Annotated in this window: 16 protein-coding genes; 9 read left to right on the top strand and 7 right to left on the bottom strand. The window is 64.8% G+C overall.

The window, feature by feature from the left end:
• On the bottom strand, positions 1-330 hold the full coding sequence (locus ACQP0C_RS23600; protein WP_433723158.1) for a plasmid stabilization protein: 330 nt from the start codon (positions 328-330) through the stop codon (positions 1-3).
• 297 nt (positions 331-627) lie between these two features.
• The gene (locus ACQP0C_RS23595) at positions 628-3,480 is read right to left on the bottom strand and encodes an FAD-binding and (Fe-S)-binding domain-containing protein (RefSeq protein WP_433723156.1); all 2,853 of its coding nucleotides are present in this window, start codon (positions 3,478-3,480) and stop codon (positions 628-630) included.
• Between the two features lie 123 nt (positions 3,481-3,603).
• On the opposite strand from ACQP0C_RS23595, the gene ACQP0C_RS23590 reads away from it, so the two are divergent.
• Positions 3,604-5,400, top strand: a complete 1,797-nt coding sequence (locus tag ACQP0C_RS23590; RefSeq protein WP_433723154.1) for a thiamine pyrophosphate-requiring protein — start codon at positions 3,604-3,606, stop codon at positions 5,398-5,400.
• A 220-nt stretch (positions 5,401-5,620) separates the two neighbouring features.
• On the opposite strand, the gene ACQP0C_RS23585 is transcribed toward ACQP0C_RS23590, so the two are convergent.
• Both ACQP0C_RS23585 and ACQP0C_RS23580 read right to left on the bottom strand, forming a co-directional pair.
• Positions 5,621-6,190 (bottom strand): hemerythrin domain-containing protein, encoded by a 570-nt coding sequence (locus ACQP0C_RS23585; protein WP_433734633.1) that lies wholly within the window; start codon positions 6,188-6,190, stop codon positions 5,621-5,623.
• 681 nt (positions 6,191-6,871) lie between these two features.
• Positions 6,872-7,339 (bottom strand): MarR family winged helix-turn-helix transcriptional regulator, encoded by a 468-nt coding sequence (locus tag ACQP0C_RS23580; protein WP_433723152.1) that lies wholly within the window; start codon positions 7,337-7,339, stop codon positions 6,872-6,874.
• Between the two features lie 96 nt (positions 7,340-7,435).
• Here ACQP0C_RS23580 and ACQP0C_RS23575 point away from each other — a divergent pair, with 96 nt between their 5' ends.
• The 4 genes from ACQP0C_RS23575 to ACQP0C_RS23560 all read left to right on the top strand — a co-directional run bounded on the left by ACQP0C_RS23575 (position 7,436) and on the right by ACQP0C_RS23560 (position 10,630).
• Complete coding sequence (locus tag ACQP0C_RS23575; RefSeq protein ID WP_433723150.1) at positions 7,436-7,924, top strand: SPW repeat protein; 489 nt, start codon at positions 7,436-7,438, stop codon at positions 7,922-7,924.
• A gap of 39 nt (positions 7,925-7,963) precedes the next feature.
• The gene (locus ACQP0C_RS23570; RefSeq protein ID WP_433723148.1) at positions 7,964-8,314 is read left to right on the top strand and encodes a hypothetical protein; all 351 of its coding nucleotides are present in this window, start codon (positions 7,964-7,966) and stop codon (positions 8,312-8,314) included.
• Positions 8,311-9,408, top strand: a complete 1,098-nt coding sequence (locus ACQP0C_RS23565) for an enolase C-terminal domain-like protein (RefSeq protein WP_433723146.1) — start codon at positions 8,311-8,313, stop codon at positions 9,406-9,408. Before ACQP0C_RS23570 ends, ACQP0C_RS23565 begins: the two co-directional genes overlap by 4 nt.
• Positions 9,409-9,727: 319 nt before the next feature.
• Positions 9,728-10,630, top strand: coding sequence for an alpha/beta fold hydrolase (locus tag ACQP0C_RS23560; RefSeq protein WP_433723144.1), 903 nt, complete (start codon positions 9,728-9,730; stop codon positions 10,628-10,630).
• Between the two features lie 158 nt (positions 10,631-10,788).
• Here the strand turns inward: ACQP0C_RS23560 and ACQP0C_RS23555 are convergent, their stop codons facing one another.
• Together ACQP0C_RS23555 and ACQP0C_RS23550 are read right to left on the bottom strand one after the other, a co-directional pair.
• Positions 10,789-11,187, bottom strand: a complete 399-nt coding sequence (locus ACQP0C_RS23555; protein ID WP_433723142.1) for an STAS domain-containing protein — start codon at positions 11,185-11,187, stop codon at positions 10,789-10,791.
• Between the two features lie 310 nt (positions 11,188-11,497).
• The gene (locus tag ACQP0C_RS23550; RefSeq protein ID WP_433723140.1) at positions 11,498-11,788 is read right to left on the bottom strand and encodes a hypothetical protein; all 291 of its coding nucleotides are present in this window, start codon (positions 11,786-11,788) and stop codon (positions 11,498-11,500) included.
• A 776-nt stretch (positions 11,789-12,564) separates the two neighbouring features.
• Between ACQP0C_RS23550 and ACQP0C_RS23545 the strand changes: the two genes are divergently transcribed.
• From ACQP0C_RS23545 to ACQP0C_RS23530, 4 genes are all read left to right on the top strand, one after another.
• Positions 12,565-12,894, top strand: a complete 330-nt coding sequence (locus tag ACQP0C_RS23545; RefSeq protein ID WP_433723138.1) for a plasmid stabilization protein — start codon at positions 12,565-12,567, stop codon at positions 12,892-12,894.
• A gap of 6 nt (positions 12,895-12,900) precedes the next feature.
• On the top strand, positions 12,901-13,362 hold the full coding sequence (locus ACQP0C_RS23540) for a CinA family protein (RefSeq protein WP_433723136.1): 462 nt from the start codon (positions 12,901-12,903) through the stop codon (positions 13,360-13,362).
• A 95-nt stretch (positions 13,363-13,457) separates the two neighbouring features.
• Positions 13,458-14,297, top strand: a complete 840-nt coding sequence (locus tag ACQP0C_RS23535; protein WP_433723134.1) for an SDR family oxidoreductase — start codon at positions 13,458-13,460, stop codon at positions 14,295-14,297.
• Between the two features lie 189 nt (positions 14,298-14,486).
• Positions 14,487-14,612 carry a hypothetical protein gene (locus ACQP0C_RS23530; RefSeq protein WP_433723132.1) on the top strand — a complete coding sequence of 42 codons (126 nt, stop codon included), beginning with the start codon at positions 14,487-14,489 and terminating at the stop codon, positions 14,610-14,612.
• A gap of 101 nt (positions 14,613-14,713) precedes the next feature.
• Here ACQP0C_RS23530 and ACQP0C_RS23525 read toward each other — a convergent pair whose 3' ends face one another.
• Positions 14,714-14,953: a hypothetical protein gene (locus ACQP0C_RS23525; protein ID WP_433723130.1), complete on the bottom strand. Its 240-nt coding sequence runs from the start codon at positions 14,951-14,953 to the stop codon at positions 14,714-14,716.
• Positions 14,954-15,165: the final 212 nt, after the last annotated feature.

Below are 15,165 nucleotides of genomic sequence, written 5' to 3'. Positions count from 1 at the left end.
TCAGCCCCTACCCAGCGCTCGTTCGAGCTGCCCCTTGGTCATCTTGGAGCGGCCCTTGATATTGCGCTTCTTGGCTTCGTTGTACAGCTGGTCGCGGGTCTGTCCCTTCGGACCGCTGCGGCCCGACCGCTGCCCGCCGCGCTGCTGTGGCGACTTGTCCTTTATCGAGGAACAGCTCGCGGTCTTCGACTGCCCGGCTTGGGCGCGATTCTTGTTGACCGTGCGCGCGGCGATTTCCTTCGCCCGCTTCTGGCTCTCGCCCCGGTCCTCTGCCGAATCCTTGATGTGCTCGTACTGCCGTTCCTGTTTATCGCTCCATTCCTTGGGCATGTCACACCTCCTGCTCGTCGAGTACCCCGGCTCGAGTCTCGAAACCAAGCCCGCAGCGTGCGGTCGATCGGGGGGACCAGCGTGGATACGCTGGCCAGGTGAGGGTGATACCTGGCACGTTGGTGACCGTCGCCGATGATCCGGACGCGGTGACGACGGTCGGGCGGCCTCTCCGGCGCGATCCTTACCAGTGGTAAGGCAGCACCGATACCGAACGCCCCTGGGCCCTGGTCGCCCAGATCTCCGACACCATAGGCCAGCTCGTGCCCGCCGATCGGTTGTTCGTCACCGACTGATTCAGTCGCCGCGGCGGATCGCCTCGGCGAGGACTTGTGCCGCATGCCGGGCTCGGGTCCGCGGATCCAGGTGTTCGATTTGCGTGCGACAGCTGAAACCGTCTGCGAGAACGAGGGTTTCGGGCTCTCGATTGCGGATGGCCGGCATCAGTTTGTCTTCCGCGCAGGCCACCGAGACATCGTAGTGACCCTGTTCGAAGCCGAAATTTCCTGCCAGGCCACAGCATCCGGCGTCGAGTACCTCGACATCGAGCCCGGTCGCACCCAAGAGCCTTTGGTCGGCCTCGTAGTGCAGGATGGCGTGCTGATGGCAGTGCGGTTGGACCATGGCGTGCCCGTCGATGCGCGGCGGTTCCCAGTCGTCGGCCTGTTCGGTGAGGAATTCGCCGAGGGTGCGGACCTGATTCGCCAGGCGGTGGGCGTCTTCGTCGCCAGGTAGCAGTTCGGGCAGGTCGGAGCGGAAGACGGCGGTACAACTGGGTTCGAGCACGACGATGGGGGTGCTCGCGCGCAATTGCGGTTCGAGCTGACGCAGGGTGCGGCGCAGCACTCGCTTCGCGGTGGCCAGTTGGCCGGTGGAGATCCAGGTCAGTCCGCAACAGACTGTGCGCCTCGGTATTTCGATCTCGAATCCGGCCGCTTCCAGTACGGTTACCGCGGCATCGGCTATTTCCGGTGCGAGGTTGTTGGTGAAGGTGTCGGGCCACAGCAGCACCCGGCCGCGATGTCCGCGCGCGTCCGGTATGCGGCGGGCGAACCTTTCGGTGAAGCGCTCGCGGGCGAATCGAGGCAGGTCGCGCCGCGGGTCGACGCCGCCGAGACGTTTGAGCAGCCGACCCGTGCCCCGGCCCTGGGCCAGTGCATTGGCCGGTGCGGACACAGCGGTGGCGAGCCGGGCCCACACCGGGATCCAGCCCATCGAATAGTGCGCCATCGGCCGGACCCGGTGTTCATAGTGGTGGGACAGGAATTCGGCCTTGTAGGTGGCCATATCGACATCGACCGGACAGTCGCTGCGACAGCCTTTGCAGGCCAGGCACAGATCTAGGGCATCGCGCACCTCGGTCGAGCGCCAGCCATCGGTGATCACCTCGCCCTGGAGCATTTCGAACAGGAGTCGGGCGCGGCCACGGGTGGAGTGCTCCTCCTCCCCGGTAGCCCGGTAGCTCGGGCACATCACACCGCCCTCGTGACCGCGGCACTTGCCGACGCCGACACAGCGGGCGGCGGCCACGCTGAACCGATGGTCGTCACCGGGGAAAGCGAAGTGGGTGACCGGTTCCCACGGCCGATAGTCCGCACCTTGGCGCAGATCCTGATCCAGCGGTCGCGGGTGGACGACCTTGCCGGGATTCATCCGATTGCGCGGATCGAAGAGATGTTTGACCGCGCCGAATGCCTCGACGACCCGCTCGCCGAACATGATCGGCAGCAGTTCGCCGCGCGACTGACCATCGCCGTGCTCACCGGACAGCGATCCGCCGTATCGCGTTACCAGCTGCGCGCTCTGCTCGGCGAAGCTGCGGTACATCGAAATGCCATCCGCGCTACGGAGATCGAACGGTATGCGGGTGTGTACGCAGCCGTGGCCGAAATGACCGTACAGCGCGGACGACTGATAGCCGAAATCGTCGAGCAGACTTTCGAAATCGCGCAGGTAGTCGCCGAGCCGGTCGGGCGGCACCGCGGCATCCTCCCAACCCTCATGGGTTTCTGGACTATCGGGTGGAAACGCGGTGGCGCCCAGACCCGCTTCCCTGGCCGTCCAGATCTCCGCCTCCCGGGCGGGATCATCGATCATCGTCGAGGTCGCACCGGTTTCCCTGGTGAGTTCCTCGACCATCACCTGCGCCCGACGGTCGGCGTCATCCTGATCGGTGCCCTCGAATTGCGCCATCAGCCAACCGTTTCCGTCCGGTAGCTGTGCGATGGCACCTCCCGCCAGATGTTCCAGATGCTCCAGCTGGACCAGCCGGTGGTCCACACCCTCCAGCGCTATCGGGTTGTGCCGCAACACAATAGGAACCGCATCGGCGGCATCGTAGATATCAGGGTAGCCGAGTACCGTCAGCGCCACCGCTCGGGGGCGTTGCACCAGCTCGATTTCGGCCCGCAGCACGGTCACCAGCGTGCTTTCGCTGCCGACGAGTAGTTTTGCGAGATCGAATCCGTGCTCGGGTAGCAGGGAATCGAGGTTGTAGCCCGATACCCGGCGCGGAATATCGGGATAGTGCGCGCGGATATCGGTCGCGTACTGATTGCGGATCCGCTGCAGGCCATCCATCAGATCCGTGAACCCATTCGGGGAATCCGCTCCGACCCAACCCCGCAACCCGCCGTAGGTCAGGATTTCCAGCCGTCGCACCGAATCGACCATCTTCCCGTACGCCTGCGCCGTTGAGCCGCAGGAGTTGTTGCCGATCATCCCGCCGATCGTGCAGCTGACGTGTGTCGCGGGTTTGGGGCCGACCATCAGGTCGTACCGCGCCAGTTGCGCATTCAGCGGATCCAGTGCGATACCCGGCTCCACGATCGCGGTGCGGGCCGCCGCATCGACCGAGATCAGCCGATCGCAGTACTTGGTCCAATCCAGCACCACGGCCGCATTGCAGCATTGACCGGCCAGGCTGGTGCCGCCGCCGCGCGAGAGCACCGGCATATCGTGCTCGCGGCACACGGCGATGGCGGCGGCCGCATCCTCGGGTGTGCGCGGCAGCACCACACCGAGCGGCACCGCGCGGTAGTTCGAGGCGTCGGTGGAGTATGCGGCCCGGGATCCGGGATCGAAACGCACTTCCCCGGCGACCTGCCGGGTGAGTTCGGCCGCGAGTCGTGTCAGCGGGAGATCAATCATTCGGCACCCCTCCTGTCTCGGCACAGTGCGGCTACCCACTCCGTTGCGCGCCACACCCCCTGATTGCCTGCCCAATCGCTGGGTATCACCGGTCTGACCAACCCGGATATCAAGGAGATCCTCATGAAACAACAGGTTGGTGACTACGTCCTACAGCGACTACGCGAGTGGGGCGTCAACCAAGTCTTCGGATACCCCGGCGACGGCATCAACGGTCTGGTGGCCGCCTTCGGTCGTGCCGATAACAAACCGCAATTCGTGCAGGCCAGGCACGAAGAAATGGCGGCCTTCCAAGCCACGGGATTCGCCAAATTCAGCGGGAAGGTCGGCGTCTGCACCGCTACCTCGGGACCTGGTGCGATCCATCTGCTCAACGGTCTCTACGACGCCAAACTCGACCATGTCCCGGTCGTCGCCATCGTCGGTCAGACCGCGCGCAGCGCGATGGGCGGCAGCTATCAGCAGGAAGTCGATCTGCAGAGCCTGTTCAAGGATGTCGCCAGTGACTATCTGGTCGAGGTCAATGTGTCGAGCCAGTTGCCCAATGCGCTGGACCGGGCGTTCCGCACCGCGATGACCCGGCGCGCCCCCACCGCCGTGATCATTCCCGCTGATCTGCAGGAAGAGCCCTACGAGCCACCCGAACACGAGTTCAAGCAGGTGCCGTCCAGCCCGCCGCATTCGGTGACCGCGACGGTGATCGCGCCCTACGGCGAGATCGAACGCGCCGCCGAGATCATCGACGCCGGATCGAAGGTCGCGATCCTCGTCGGACAGGGCGCGCGCTCGGCCGCGCGCGAGGTGGTGGAACTCGCCGAAATCACCGGCGCGGGCGTGGCGAAGGCGCTGCTCGGCAAGGATGTGCTGCCCGACGATCTGCCCTTCGTCACGGGGTCGATCGGGTTGCTCGGCAGCAGGCCGAGCTATGACATGATGCGCGACTGCGACACGTTGGTCATCGTCGGGTCGAACTTCCCGTACACCCAGTTCATGCCCGGGTTCGGCCAAGCGCGCGCCGTGCAGATCGATATCGACGGCACCATGATCGGAATGCGCTATCCGACCGAGGTGAATCTGGTCGGTGATGCGAAAGCCACACTGGCCGAGCTCATTCCGCTCCTGCGCCGCAAGCAGGATCGGTCGTGGCGGGAGCGGATCGAGCGCAATGTGGTCCGCTGGTGGGAGACGGTGGAGCGGCAAGCGATGTTGCAGGCCAAGCCGGTCAACCCGATGCGCGTGGTTTGGGAGCTGTCGAAACAGCTGCCGGATAATGCGATCGTCACCGCGGACTCCGGCTCATCGACCAACTGGTATGCCCGCTGCCTGCGATTCCGCATAGGTACGCGCGGCTCGCTGTCGGGCACCCTGGCGACCATGGGACCTGGTGTGCCCTATGCCATCGGCGCCAAATTCGCGCATCCGGAGCGACCGGCGATCGCGCTGGTCGGCGATGGTGCGATGCAGATGAACGGACTCGCCGAACTACTCACCATCGCGCGCTATTACCGGCAGTGGAGCGATCCCCGGCTGGTCGTCTGCGTCTTCCACAACAACGATCTCAACCAGGTCACCTGGGAGTTGCGCGCCATGGGCGGCGCACCGAAATTCGAAGAGTCGCAGATACTTCCGGAGACCTCCTACGCGGATCTCGCGCGCTGCATGGGTCTGCCGTCGGTCGCGATCGACGATCCGGACCACCTCGCCGACGCATGGCACCAGGCACTGAACGCGGATCGTCCGGTACTGCTCGATGTGCGCTGCGATCCCGAGGTACCACCGATTCCGCCGCATGCCACCTTCGAACAGATGAAAGACACCGCGGAGGCGATCATGCGCGGCGATCCGGACGGCTGGCATCTGATGCTGCAGGGCGCCAAGACCAAGGCGCAGGAATTCGTGCCGCATCGGGGGTCGCCATGACCACCGCACCGACCGATGCGCCCCGCCGTGGGAGATCACGAGGTACTCGCAGCCGGCCTGCCATGCGGGGGTGAAGCGCGACCAACTGACCGCGGACGCCGTGCACGGCTACCAACCCGTACTCGTGGCGCTCTCCCGCTTCGCGACCCGGCCCGACCCCGCCGAAGCCCTCGAGACCTGAGCGCGAACCGCGCCAGGCCCGGAAGCGCGGGGTCGGTGATCATTTCGTGCGGGGTTTGCTGATGGCGTCTTTGGCACGGTCCATCATGGCCGCGAATGGCCCGACCAGCAGATTCGCGCTTGCGGACTCGATGCCGGGGTGCGGATGCGTCGGTGCCATGGCTTCGGCGAATTTCACCGCACTGCGCAGGCGCGCCAGCTCTTCGGGCTCCAGCTCGGAGCGCAACCGGTTGAACTCCTCGTGCTCCTCATGCTCGGCGTGTGCGAGCACCCCGTTGCGCAGGGCCGCGAGCTTGGCGTCGAACTCGGGAGAATCGATGTCAACCGCTTCGATATCGGCGAGCTGGCGCTTGGCTTTGTTCTCTTCCTCGAGACGCGCCTCGATGATGTCGGCGCCGTCATGGACTTCTCGCCGGAAGCGCGGGTGGATGATTTCTTCCTCGGCGGTTTCGTGGACCGCCAGCAAGCGACGCAGTTCGTAGAACTTCTGCTCCCGCTGTTCCGGCGTTGGCGCCTGCTCGACCTCGGCGAACAGTTCGCGGATGCGCATGTGCTGCTCGATCAGGAATGTGACGACATCATCGGTGGTGTTGATCGACGTTGCTTCCACGATCGTCTCCTTGGCAAGTAGTACGGTCAGTGCGAATTGCACTGCTGCGGCCTTACCCCGGGAAGGGGACAGCAAACACATCGCGAGGTCGACCAACCGGTCTCCCGTGCCCACGGCCCTTTCCGGATTCGCGGCTCTCACCTGCGCGTATCTGACTAGAAGCTCGCAACCCTGACCAGGCTTGATCGACTGGTGAGGGGGAGCTATCTGGTGCCCACGCATTGGAGCGTCGCGGCGCAGGCCATCCGCGACGTCGGCACGTATCTGCACTTCCAACTGGCGCCTCAGCTTCCCGGACAGCCGTTCGACGCCGCTCAGAAACTCACCTATTTCGGTGTCATCTTCGTGCTGGCCCCGTTGCAGATCGCCTCCGGAGCGGCGATGTCATCGGCGGTGCTGGCCCGATTCCCAAGGTATGGAAGGCTGTTCGGCGGCAAGCAGGGTGCGCGCAGCGTCCACTTCTCGGACTGTGCGAGATGCTCGCCTTTGTCATCGTCAGCAGTCGGCACTCATCGACCTAGCGGCAAGACGGTGGCGCTGTTCGACTACTGGCACCAAGTAACGGACCCGTACGGCCGAGGCGTTCTACCGCGTGATAGATGCCGCATATGACAGGCATTCCCAGCAATATTCATCCGTCCGAATTCGATACCCGGACCGGTGTCGACAGCTCGCCCGAGACTATGACCCAACCGGACAGGCCTCATCCGAAGGTGGCATCGCGGTGGGGTCGACCAGCGCGTCGACGAGCGGGGCCAGTCGTCGAAGTTCTTCCAGATGGGTCTCGCTGAGCTGTGCGAGGACTTCCCGACCCGTCTCGGTCAGCGCGAGGCGGACAACGCGGCGGTCCTTGCCCTGCTCCCGATTGCGAGCGACGAGGCCGAGTTGCTCGGTGCGATCGATCAGTTGCACCACGCTGTGGTGTCGGGTGCACAGATACTCAGCGATTTCTCCGATGCTGGGACCAGCCGGATGGGAATGGCCTCGAATCGCCAGCAGCAGTTGATGCTGAGTGGCGGTGAGTCCCACATCGGCTGCCCGCCGCTCGCTCCATCGCAGGAACCGGCGGAGTCCGGCTCGGAAGGCCAGCAGCCTCGAATACTCCTCGTCGCTGAGGTGATCAGCCGCCGACATCGACTGATGTATCATGTCATGATATTATCACAGGATGAGACATGGGCCGGACGGTCAGGGCATGTGAGTCTTCTCCGTTCGACAGTCTTTATTCACGACTGTTTCTGAAGGGTGGTGCAGGACATGACCAGTGAGGCCATGAGCATGAGCCGGCATCCCGACATCATGGAGTTGCGGGCCAAGCATGAGAAATACGAGCTCGCCTCGGAAGCGCCGGCCGCCCAAGCGGTCGCCGGCCTGATGTTCCTGACCGGGCTCTATATCGCGATCTCGCCCTGGGTTGTCGGATTCAACGGGTTCGCGACCTTGACAGGGAACAACCTCATCGTCGGGATCGCCCTGGCGATGCTGGCCGTCGGATTCGCTTCGGTGTACGGCCGGACACACGGCATTGTCTGGACTGCTCCGCTGATCGGTGTATGGACGATCATCGCTCCCTGGGTCGTGAGCGGCAATGTCGACACCGCATCGACGATCTGGAGCAACGTGGTCGCCGGCGCGCTCGCAGTGCTTCTCGGTTTGGGCTCGATGTCCCTCGGGATGAGCCGAACCGGCCGACTGCCAGGCCGGATGCCTTCCGTCGGTGCGGGGCAAGGCTAGGACCGCCGGGGTGCGCCCGAGACTCCCACAGGTGAGGTGATGACAGCATTCGGCTCATGGGGTCAGGGCAGTCTGGGTGTCGCCCAAGTGGGGACGTTGCGCGTGCTGATCGAGCATCGGATTCTGCCCGATCTCGCCGTCGGCGCGGTTGATGCTGCCCACTCCGCAACCTGGTCCAGTCCCGTCAGCATTGAGCTGGCGAGGCTGTGGCTGTCGGTGGGACGCCATGACCGCTACCCGTTTAGCCCGGCGAATGCGCTGCGCGGCCTGGCACACTGGCACCCGCTGCCCCGGCTGCGCCACGCACTCGCCATGACGAGCTTCGCCATCGTGCGCTACGACCACGAATCGCTCGGCGCGACCGGCGCCATCACAGGTGGCCTAGCATGATCGCCGCAGATGTGCGGATCGAGGACCTGGTTACGGTTGCCGCCTACCAGTTCCCGACACCCGAGCCCGAGGCGGACGGCACTCTGACCTGGGACGCCACGACAGCGGTCGCGGTCGTGCTGACCGCGGGCGGCCAGCACGGGCTCGGCTGGACCTACAGCAGCCCCGCTGCCGCCGCCGTCATCACCCACGATCTAGCGCCCGTTCTGCGGGGACGCTCACCATTGGACATTCTCGCCTGCCGCACGGCCCTGCAGCGCGCTTGCCGCAATATCGGCACCACAGCGGTCGTCGCTCATGCGTTGAGCGCGATCGACATCGCGCTATGGGATCTCGAGGCCAGGCTGTTGCAAGTGCCGCTGTCGCAGCTCTTCGGTTCCGCGCGACCGGCCACCCCGGTGTACGGCTCGGGCGGCTTCACCAATCTCACCGACGGCGAACTCGCCGAGCAGATCGCGGATTGGCTCGCGGCGGGATGTTCGGTCGTGAAGATCAAGATCGGTCAGGACCGGGGCGGCGCGACCGACCGCGATCTCGCCCGTGTCGCGAAGGCCACCGAACTGCTCGGCGGGACCGCCCGCCTGATGGTCGACGCCAATGGTGGGTACACGGTCGGACAGGCCCGCCGTGTCGGCGCCGAGCTCGACCGGAGCGGTGTGATCTGGTTCGAGGAACCGGTCACCAGCGACGATCCAGCCGGGCTGCGGCGAGTGCGTGATGCGGTGCGCTGCGATGTGGCCGCTGGTGAATACATCTACAACCGTTACGACGCCGCGCAGCTCCTCGGCACCGTGGATTGCCTGCAACTCGATGTGACTCGATGCGGCGGCTACAGCGGATTCTTCGAATGCGCCGCCCTCGCCGCCGCCCACGGCTTGGATGTCTCGGCACACTGCGCACCGTCGCTGCACGCACCGATCACCGCGGCGGTGCCCAATCTGCGACACCTCGAATGGTTCGTCGACCACGCCCGCCTGGAACCAATCCTGGTCGAGGGCGCCCCTGTAGTCGCCGACGGTGTCCTGCCGCCCGAAAATAGGCCCGGACACGGCATGTCTCTCGCCGAAACGGCTGACCCCTACAAGATTTCATGACGACAACAGCGCGGTACCGCCTGCCGTCGGCAGTCTCGAGCCCATCGCATCGGTTATCCGCCTTGGCGACGTGGTAGCACGAAGGCTCCCGCCGTGCTCGCTCTGAGTTTGGCGACCTTGCCGGTCTTCGTCTGCGTGTGCCATTGATGTTGCACGCGACCACCCTCACATGCTGGAGACCCGGGAACATTTGTACAAGCCACCGGTCCCCACCGGCTGCGACAGTCAGAGGGTGATTTCACCTGAACTCGACAGTGATTCGTACCGGACCCGGCTTGTCCACCGGCGCTCGGGAAAACGCCGCGGGTACCCCATCGCTGTGGCCATCGTCGGCGCGATTGTCGTGCTGTTGCTGGGAAACTCGGTGGTGACCGCACACCAGAGCGTCGCGGCCACCGGCGAATCGACAATGACCGTTGATGGTCAGGACATCCATGTCGACCAGGCCGGTCCCGACGGCGCCCCCGCCCTGGTACTGATCCACGGGCTGGCCGCGTCCACCCACTGGTGGGACCAGCTGGTACCGCTGCTGACCGACTCCTACCACGTCATCCGGCTAGACCTGCTCGGGCACGGCAGCTCGGCCAAACCCGACGGCGACGGCTATTCGATCCCGCAGCAGGGCAACCGGGTTGCCGCAGTACTGCAACAGCTCGGTATCCGGCACGCCATCGTGATCGCCCACTCCACCGGAGGCTTTGTCGCCACCTCCCTCGCCGAACAACGCCCCGACCTGGTGACCGCGCTGGCGCTCATCGGCACCGGCCCCAGCCTCGCCGACGACACCTCCGACAGTCCCGTCAGCCGGCTGCTCACGACTCCGGTCGTCGGGGAAGCGCTGTGGCAGCTACGCACCGACGGCCTGCTGCGTCAGGCCTCGAGCAGCGCCTTCGCCACCGACGATTTCCCGGTCCCGCAACAGTTCGTCGACGACCTGCGCGGCATGACATACCACTCCATCACCGCGACCATGGCGGCCGCGATCGACTATCTGAACCAGCGCACCCTCCCGGACCGGTTGACCGCCCTCGGCAAACCCCTGCTGGTCATCTTCGGTGAACAAGACCGCCGGTGGCGCTACTCCACCTCCACCGCCGAATACCGCACCGTTGCCGGCGCGACGGTGGTAACCATGCCGGGGGTAGGCCACTCACCCCTGGTCGAGGACCCCACCCGAACCGCCGAAATCCTGTTGTCGTTCACCGGCATCCACCTCTCCTGAGCCGGACCCAGGGCTACCGGGGACCTCACCCATCTACCAACGCAGACAACAGCTTTCAGAAACAAGACAGGGGCGGCACCGCACAGCGGTGCCACCCTCATGCCGTATCTGCACATGCATATTCCTGACCTTGGCGTGTCCGCGCAAGGGACGTGTTCTCATCCGTGACCGTGGTGCTTCGCCACTTCACGCAGCGCGTCGTCGAGGTTGGCGAAGGTGTCGAAGCACTTGGACATGCCGCTGGCCGCGATCACATGGTCCACGCACTCGGTGCCGGTGACGAGGTACATCTCATGGGTGTGCTGCGACCAAGCCCGTGCGTCGTCGAGCACCTCCATGCCTGCCACACCGAGAAAACAGAGTTCGGACAGGTCGATGACGATTGTCGGTGCCGCAGTGTGCAGCGTCGCGAGCAGTTGCCGCTCGAACTCCCCCACGGTGCACAAGTCGACCTCACCAGTCACCCTGCATAGCGTGACACCAACACACGGCCGCGTTCGGACGACACGGACGTACGCAGACCGTGGTCGTCGACCTGTGTCGGTCAACGAAGACATGCCACTGCGTGCGAATTCTGGAATCGCGGATCCAACGAAGCCCGCATCTGTCGGGTTGCTGCTCGCCACCGGAGCCAGGTATTTGGAAGGCATGTGAATCCCGCATTCTTCTCGCACCCGCGCGATAGATATGGGCCGAAGATTCCTGCCGTCCAGTTGTCGATGGCCACACCTGGGTGTCTCCGAGGTCCCGAGCTGTGTACTCAACCCCGGCTGATCAGATCCTCACCTCGAGCTTACCGTGCCTGCGGTTTCGCGATCTGACGGAAATCGTTCACCCCGCGCCGCCCCCTATGTCATCGGAGTTGGTTCATTGGGTGGTGTTCTGATCCTGTTCGGCGAGGACGAAGCCGCCTTGGCCGTGCGGGTCTTGCCCGGTGTCGAGGATCTTGTCGTCCAGGAAAGCGGCGGCCTGCTCATCGAGGAAGACCCGTGCTCCTTGGGCGGTCACGACCTGGTCTTGCTCTTCTGGCCCTGCGGTGACTGCCATCTGCAGTGCGCCGTCGGCCGCGGAGATTCGCAGCCCGGCCTCCATGGGCGCGTCCTCGGTGCAGGTAATAGTTCGAACAGCTTCGATCGCAGTGGGGGTAAGCAGCAACATCCGTCTGGTTCCTTCCGCTGTCGTGAAGCACCTTCTTGGATGGGTTAGGTCGTCATCGAGACGCCCGTTCCAGCGTCCTCATGGTTCGAGTTAGGGATATCAGGGGTATTCGTGGATCGCGCGTCCCCTGTAATACTCGCAGATCACGTGATGCCCCACTGACAGATTTCAACCTGCAACCTCCTGGCTGGAGTTGCTGGTCTGCGAGCGGTATCGGCGCGGGTATCGCGACCGTTCCCGCGCGAGCCGGGGCCCATCTGCAACGTATCGAGTTCGGTGATCAATGCGGCCGCCAGGGCACGCACATGCCGTGGCGCTGCGGCGAGGACTCCTTCGACCACGACGGGCGCAGGCGTGTGCGCGCGGTGCGGGCATGTTGGCGCCTTGAGCTGCTTGCGGTTCCGCTCTGCCCTTGCGAATGATCAGTTGGTGTGTAGGAGTCGGATGCTGTCGAATTGTCAGCGTTCGGCCTCACCACCGATACCAGCGACCGCAGTCCCGGCGGTATCTGCGGTTCGGGAAACAAATCCAAGGGCCCCAGAAACCCTTCGGTGCTGGTATCGGTTATGCGTGCAATGCCAGCACGCGTCACTACGCACCCGACCACGGCCACGGGAAGAACAGCCATGGTGATCATCGCGGTGTGTTGCATATTCGAGTAGACCCCTCCGGATCTGGGATGTACACCCCGTTTATCGAGGTCACAGCTCGAGCGCGTGGCGTGCCGATGTTTCGGCGGCCGGGGTGGGGTATTCGCGGCACAGGAGGTGGTGGACATGCCGAAGGCATGGTCGGACAAGCGGGAGCGACAGTTCGAGCACATCAAGGATTCGCAGAAAGAGCAGGGTGCGTCCAGCCGACGGGCGGAGGAGATCGCGGCGCGCACAGTGAACAAGAACCGTGCCCAATCCGGGGAAGCCGAGACCGCCAGTCGGTCCTCGGTGCGGGACATGTCACCGCAGCGCCGGGGTGGTCTGCGGTCGGGAACCGATCGACCGAAGGGACTGACCCGTGATCAGCTGTACAACGAGGCGAAAAAGCGCAACATCGAGGGCCGCTCGAAGATGCCCAAGGGTCAACTGGCGCGAGCGCTCGGCCGCGTCTGATCGGATATGGGCACCGCCGCTGAGCTCGCTGAGCAGGTCAAGCGGCGCGGGTTGACGCTGGCCGTCGCCGAGTCGCTGACCGCGGGCAACATCGCGGCTTCCCTTGGTGCGGAGGCCGATTCGGCGGTGTGGTTTCGCGGTGGGATCGTCGCGTACTCGACCGGGGTCAAACGCCGGGTGCTCGGGGTTGCCGATGTCCCGGTGGTGTCCGAAGCCGCGGCCGTGGCGATGGCCGAGGGGGTGCGGTCGATGATGGACGCGGATCTCGCGGTCAGCGTCACCGGTGTCGGTGGACCGGGCTGCCAGCAGGGCGAACCGCCCGGTTCGGTGTGGTTCGCCATCGCCTCACGCCACACAGTACGAGCCCGCCATCGTCAGTTCGACGGAGATCCTGGACAGGTGGTCGACGGATCGGTGCGGCAAGCCATCGAGTTGTTGCTGGCAGCAATCCGAGCACTGCCCGGCTGAACCGTGTCGTGGTGAACGCCGGTGCCCGTGTCGCTGGTTCGGTCGGCGGCGCACGGGTATCCGCCGGACGAAAGCGTCTGAGAGGAGGATCGATCATGGGATTTCCCGAACAGCAGCAGACACCGCCTGGGCGTCAGGACCAGATGTCGCCGGTGCCCGATTGTGGTGAGCACAGCTACCGCGGGTCCGGTCGGCTGGCCGGTAAGGCGGCGGTGATCACCGGCGGTGATAGCGGCATCGGGCGAGCTGTGGCGATCGCCTATGCCCGCGAGGGCGCAGATGTGCTGATTTCCTATCTGGACGAGCACGACGATGCCAAACAGGTCGCCGAGTTGGTCGAGCAGGCCGGTCGCCGGTGTGTGCTCGTCAGCGGCGATCTTTCCGAGCCGACGCATTGCCGATCCGTCATCGATCGGGCCGTGGCCGAGTTCGGCAAGATCGACGTGCTCGTCAGCAATGCGGCCTACCAGATGACCCATGACACGCTCGCCGAAATCAGTGACGAGGAATGGGATTACACGTTCCGGCTCAATGTCGGGGCATACTTCCATCTCGTGCGCGCGGCGTTGCCGCATATGCCGCCGGGATCATCGATCATCGGCAGTTCGTCGGTCAATTCCGATATGCCCAACCCGACGCTGGCGCCGTACGCGGCGACCAAGGCGGCTATCGCGAACTTGTCCGCCAGCTTGGCGCAATTGTTGGGCGAGAAGGGGATTCGGGTCAACAGTGTCGCGCCCGGCCCCATCTGGACTCCATTGATCCCGTCGACGATGCCCGTCGAGAAGGTCGCTCACTTCGGTGCGAACACCCCGCTGGGCCGTGCCGGACAACCGGCCGAGCTCGCCGGCGCCTATGTGCTGCTGGCCTCCGATGAAGGCAGCTACATCTCCGGCGCACGCTTGGCCGTCACCGGAGGCAGACCGATTCTGTGAACAGGCCGCTCGATGCACCGATGGCGCGGTCGCGGCCGCACCGTCCTGGGTGATCATGGCCCACCTGGCCATCCGCAGCCGTATGCAGATCTCCCGCACGTTGTCGCGACTTCTGGCCGGGATACGCGACCAAGCCCTGCGCGCTGAGCCTGAGCCGCAGTTCGCCTGATCATGGTCCGATGCTCCGTGGTGCCACGACTCGATGCTTGCTCCGACTACCTCGAGGCTCTGGCCGCCAAGGCGGACCCCGAACGTTTCGACACCGAATCCGCCACGGCCACCAAAGGAACCGATATCGCCGCGCGCAGACGGTGAAACTCCCGGGCGGCGGTGCGGTGACTCACCCGAGGCCCTGCCCACAGACTCATCACCGGTCTCGTCGAGCAGGGGCTTGGCAACCCTCTCCGGGGTGACGATCACGGCTGGCGGCAGCTCACCCTTGGGAACCATTCCTCGGCGTCTTTTCCCTCGGTCCAGACCTTCACCGGTGTGGTGATCTGGGCTGCGCGCTCGTACTCGCAGGTGCAGACCTCGTGCAGGCCATCGGCGGAGATCTGCTTCAGCGTCCCCGCAACATCTTCGCCGGGACGCCCGCATGTCGGGCACGGCCGGTAGTGGGTGTAGTAAAGACGCTGCCCGATTCTGTTGTCCGCCAACGTCGTTGCTCCACTCTGGGCTCAGCATGGGTGATATCGGTGTAATGCCCGGCTTGTTCAGCAGGTCGTCCGGCAGTGGCGTGCCATTGGCCGCCTGCGATGTGATCGAGATCGTCGATGTCGCCGCCAGCTCCGCCTCACTCGCACCCTGCCATCGCTGTTTTGGATCGACGATACGTGGGTCAACTAGGGAGAAGGAGCAGGGCTGATAA

Origin of the sequence: Nocardia sp. CA-129566, assembly GCF_050956075.1 — a bacterium.
Lineage (GTDB): Bacteria > Actinomycetota > Actinomycetes > Mycobacteriales > Mycobacteriaceae > Nocardia.
This window is presented reverse-complemented; position numbering and strand designations above follow the sequence as displayed.

What these genes read in the sequence shown, in the direction of transcription:
- ACQP0C_RS23555 (WP_433723142.1), bottom strand. Translation starts at nt 11,187, where the DNA reads ATGTCTTCGTTGACCGACACAGGTCGACGACCACGGTCTGCGTACGTC.
- ACQP0C_RS23545 (WP_433723138.1), top strand. Translation starts at nt 12,565, where the DNA reads ATGCCGAAGGCATGGTCGGACAAGCGGGAGCGACAGTTCGAGCACATC.
- ACQP0C_RS23535 (WP_433723134.1), top strand. Translation starts at nt 13,458, where the DNA reads ATGGGATTTCCCGAACAGCAGCAGACACCGCCTGGGCGTCAGGACCAG.
- ACQP0C_RS23595 (WP_433723156.1), bottom strand. Translation starts at nt 3,480, where the DNA reads ATGATTGATCTCCCGCTGACACGACTCGCGGCCGAACTCACCCGGCAG.
- ACQP0C_RS23570 (WP_433723148.1), top strand. Translation starts at nt 7,964, where the DNA reads ATGACAGCATTCGGCTCATGGGGTCAGGGCAGTCTGGGTGTCGCCCAA.
- ACQP0C_RS23580 (WP_433723152.1), bottom strand. Translation starts at nt 7,339, where the DNA reads ATGATACATCAGTCGATGTCGGCGGCTGATCACCTCAGCGACGAGGAG.
- ACQP0C_RS23565 (WP_433723146.1), top strand. Translation starts at nt 8,311, where the DNA reads ATGATCGCCGCAGATGTGCGGATCGAGGACCTGGTTACGGTTGCCGCC.
- ACQP0C_RS23550 (WP_433723140.1), bottom strand. Translation starts at nt 11,788, where the DNA reads ATGTTGCTGCTTACCCCCACTGCGATCGAAGCTGTTCGAACTATTACC.
- ACQP0C_RS23590 (WP_433723154.1), top strand. Translation starts at nt 3,604, where the DNA reads ATGAAACAACAGGTTGGTGACTACGTCCTACAGCGACTACGCGAGTGG.
- ACQP0C_RS23600 (WP_433723158.1), bottom strand. Translation starts at nt 330, where the DNA reads ATGCCCAAGGAATGGAGCGATAAACAGGAACGGCAGTACGAGCACATC.
- ACQP0C_RS23540 (WP_433723136.1), top strand. Translation starts at nt 12,901, where the DNA reads ATGGGCACCGCCGCTGAGCTCGCTGAGCAGGTCAAGCGGCGCGGGTTG.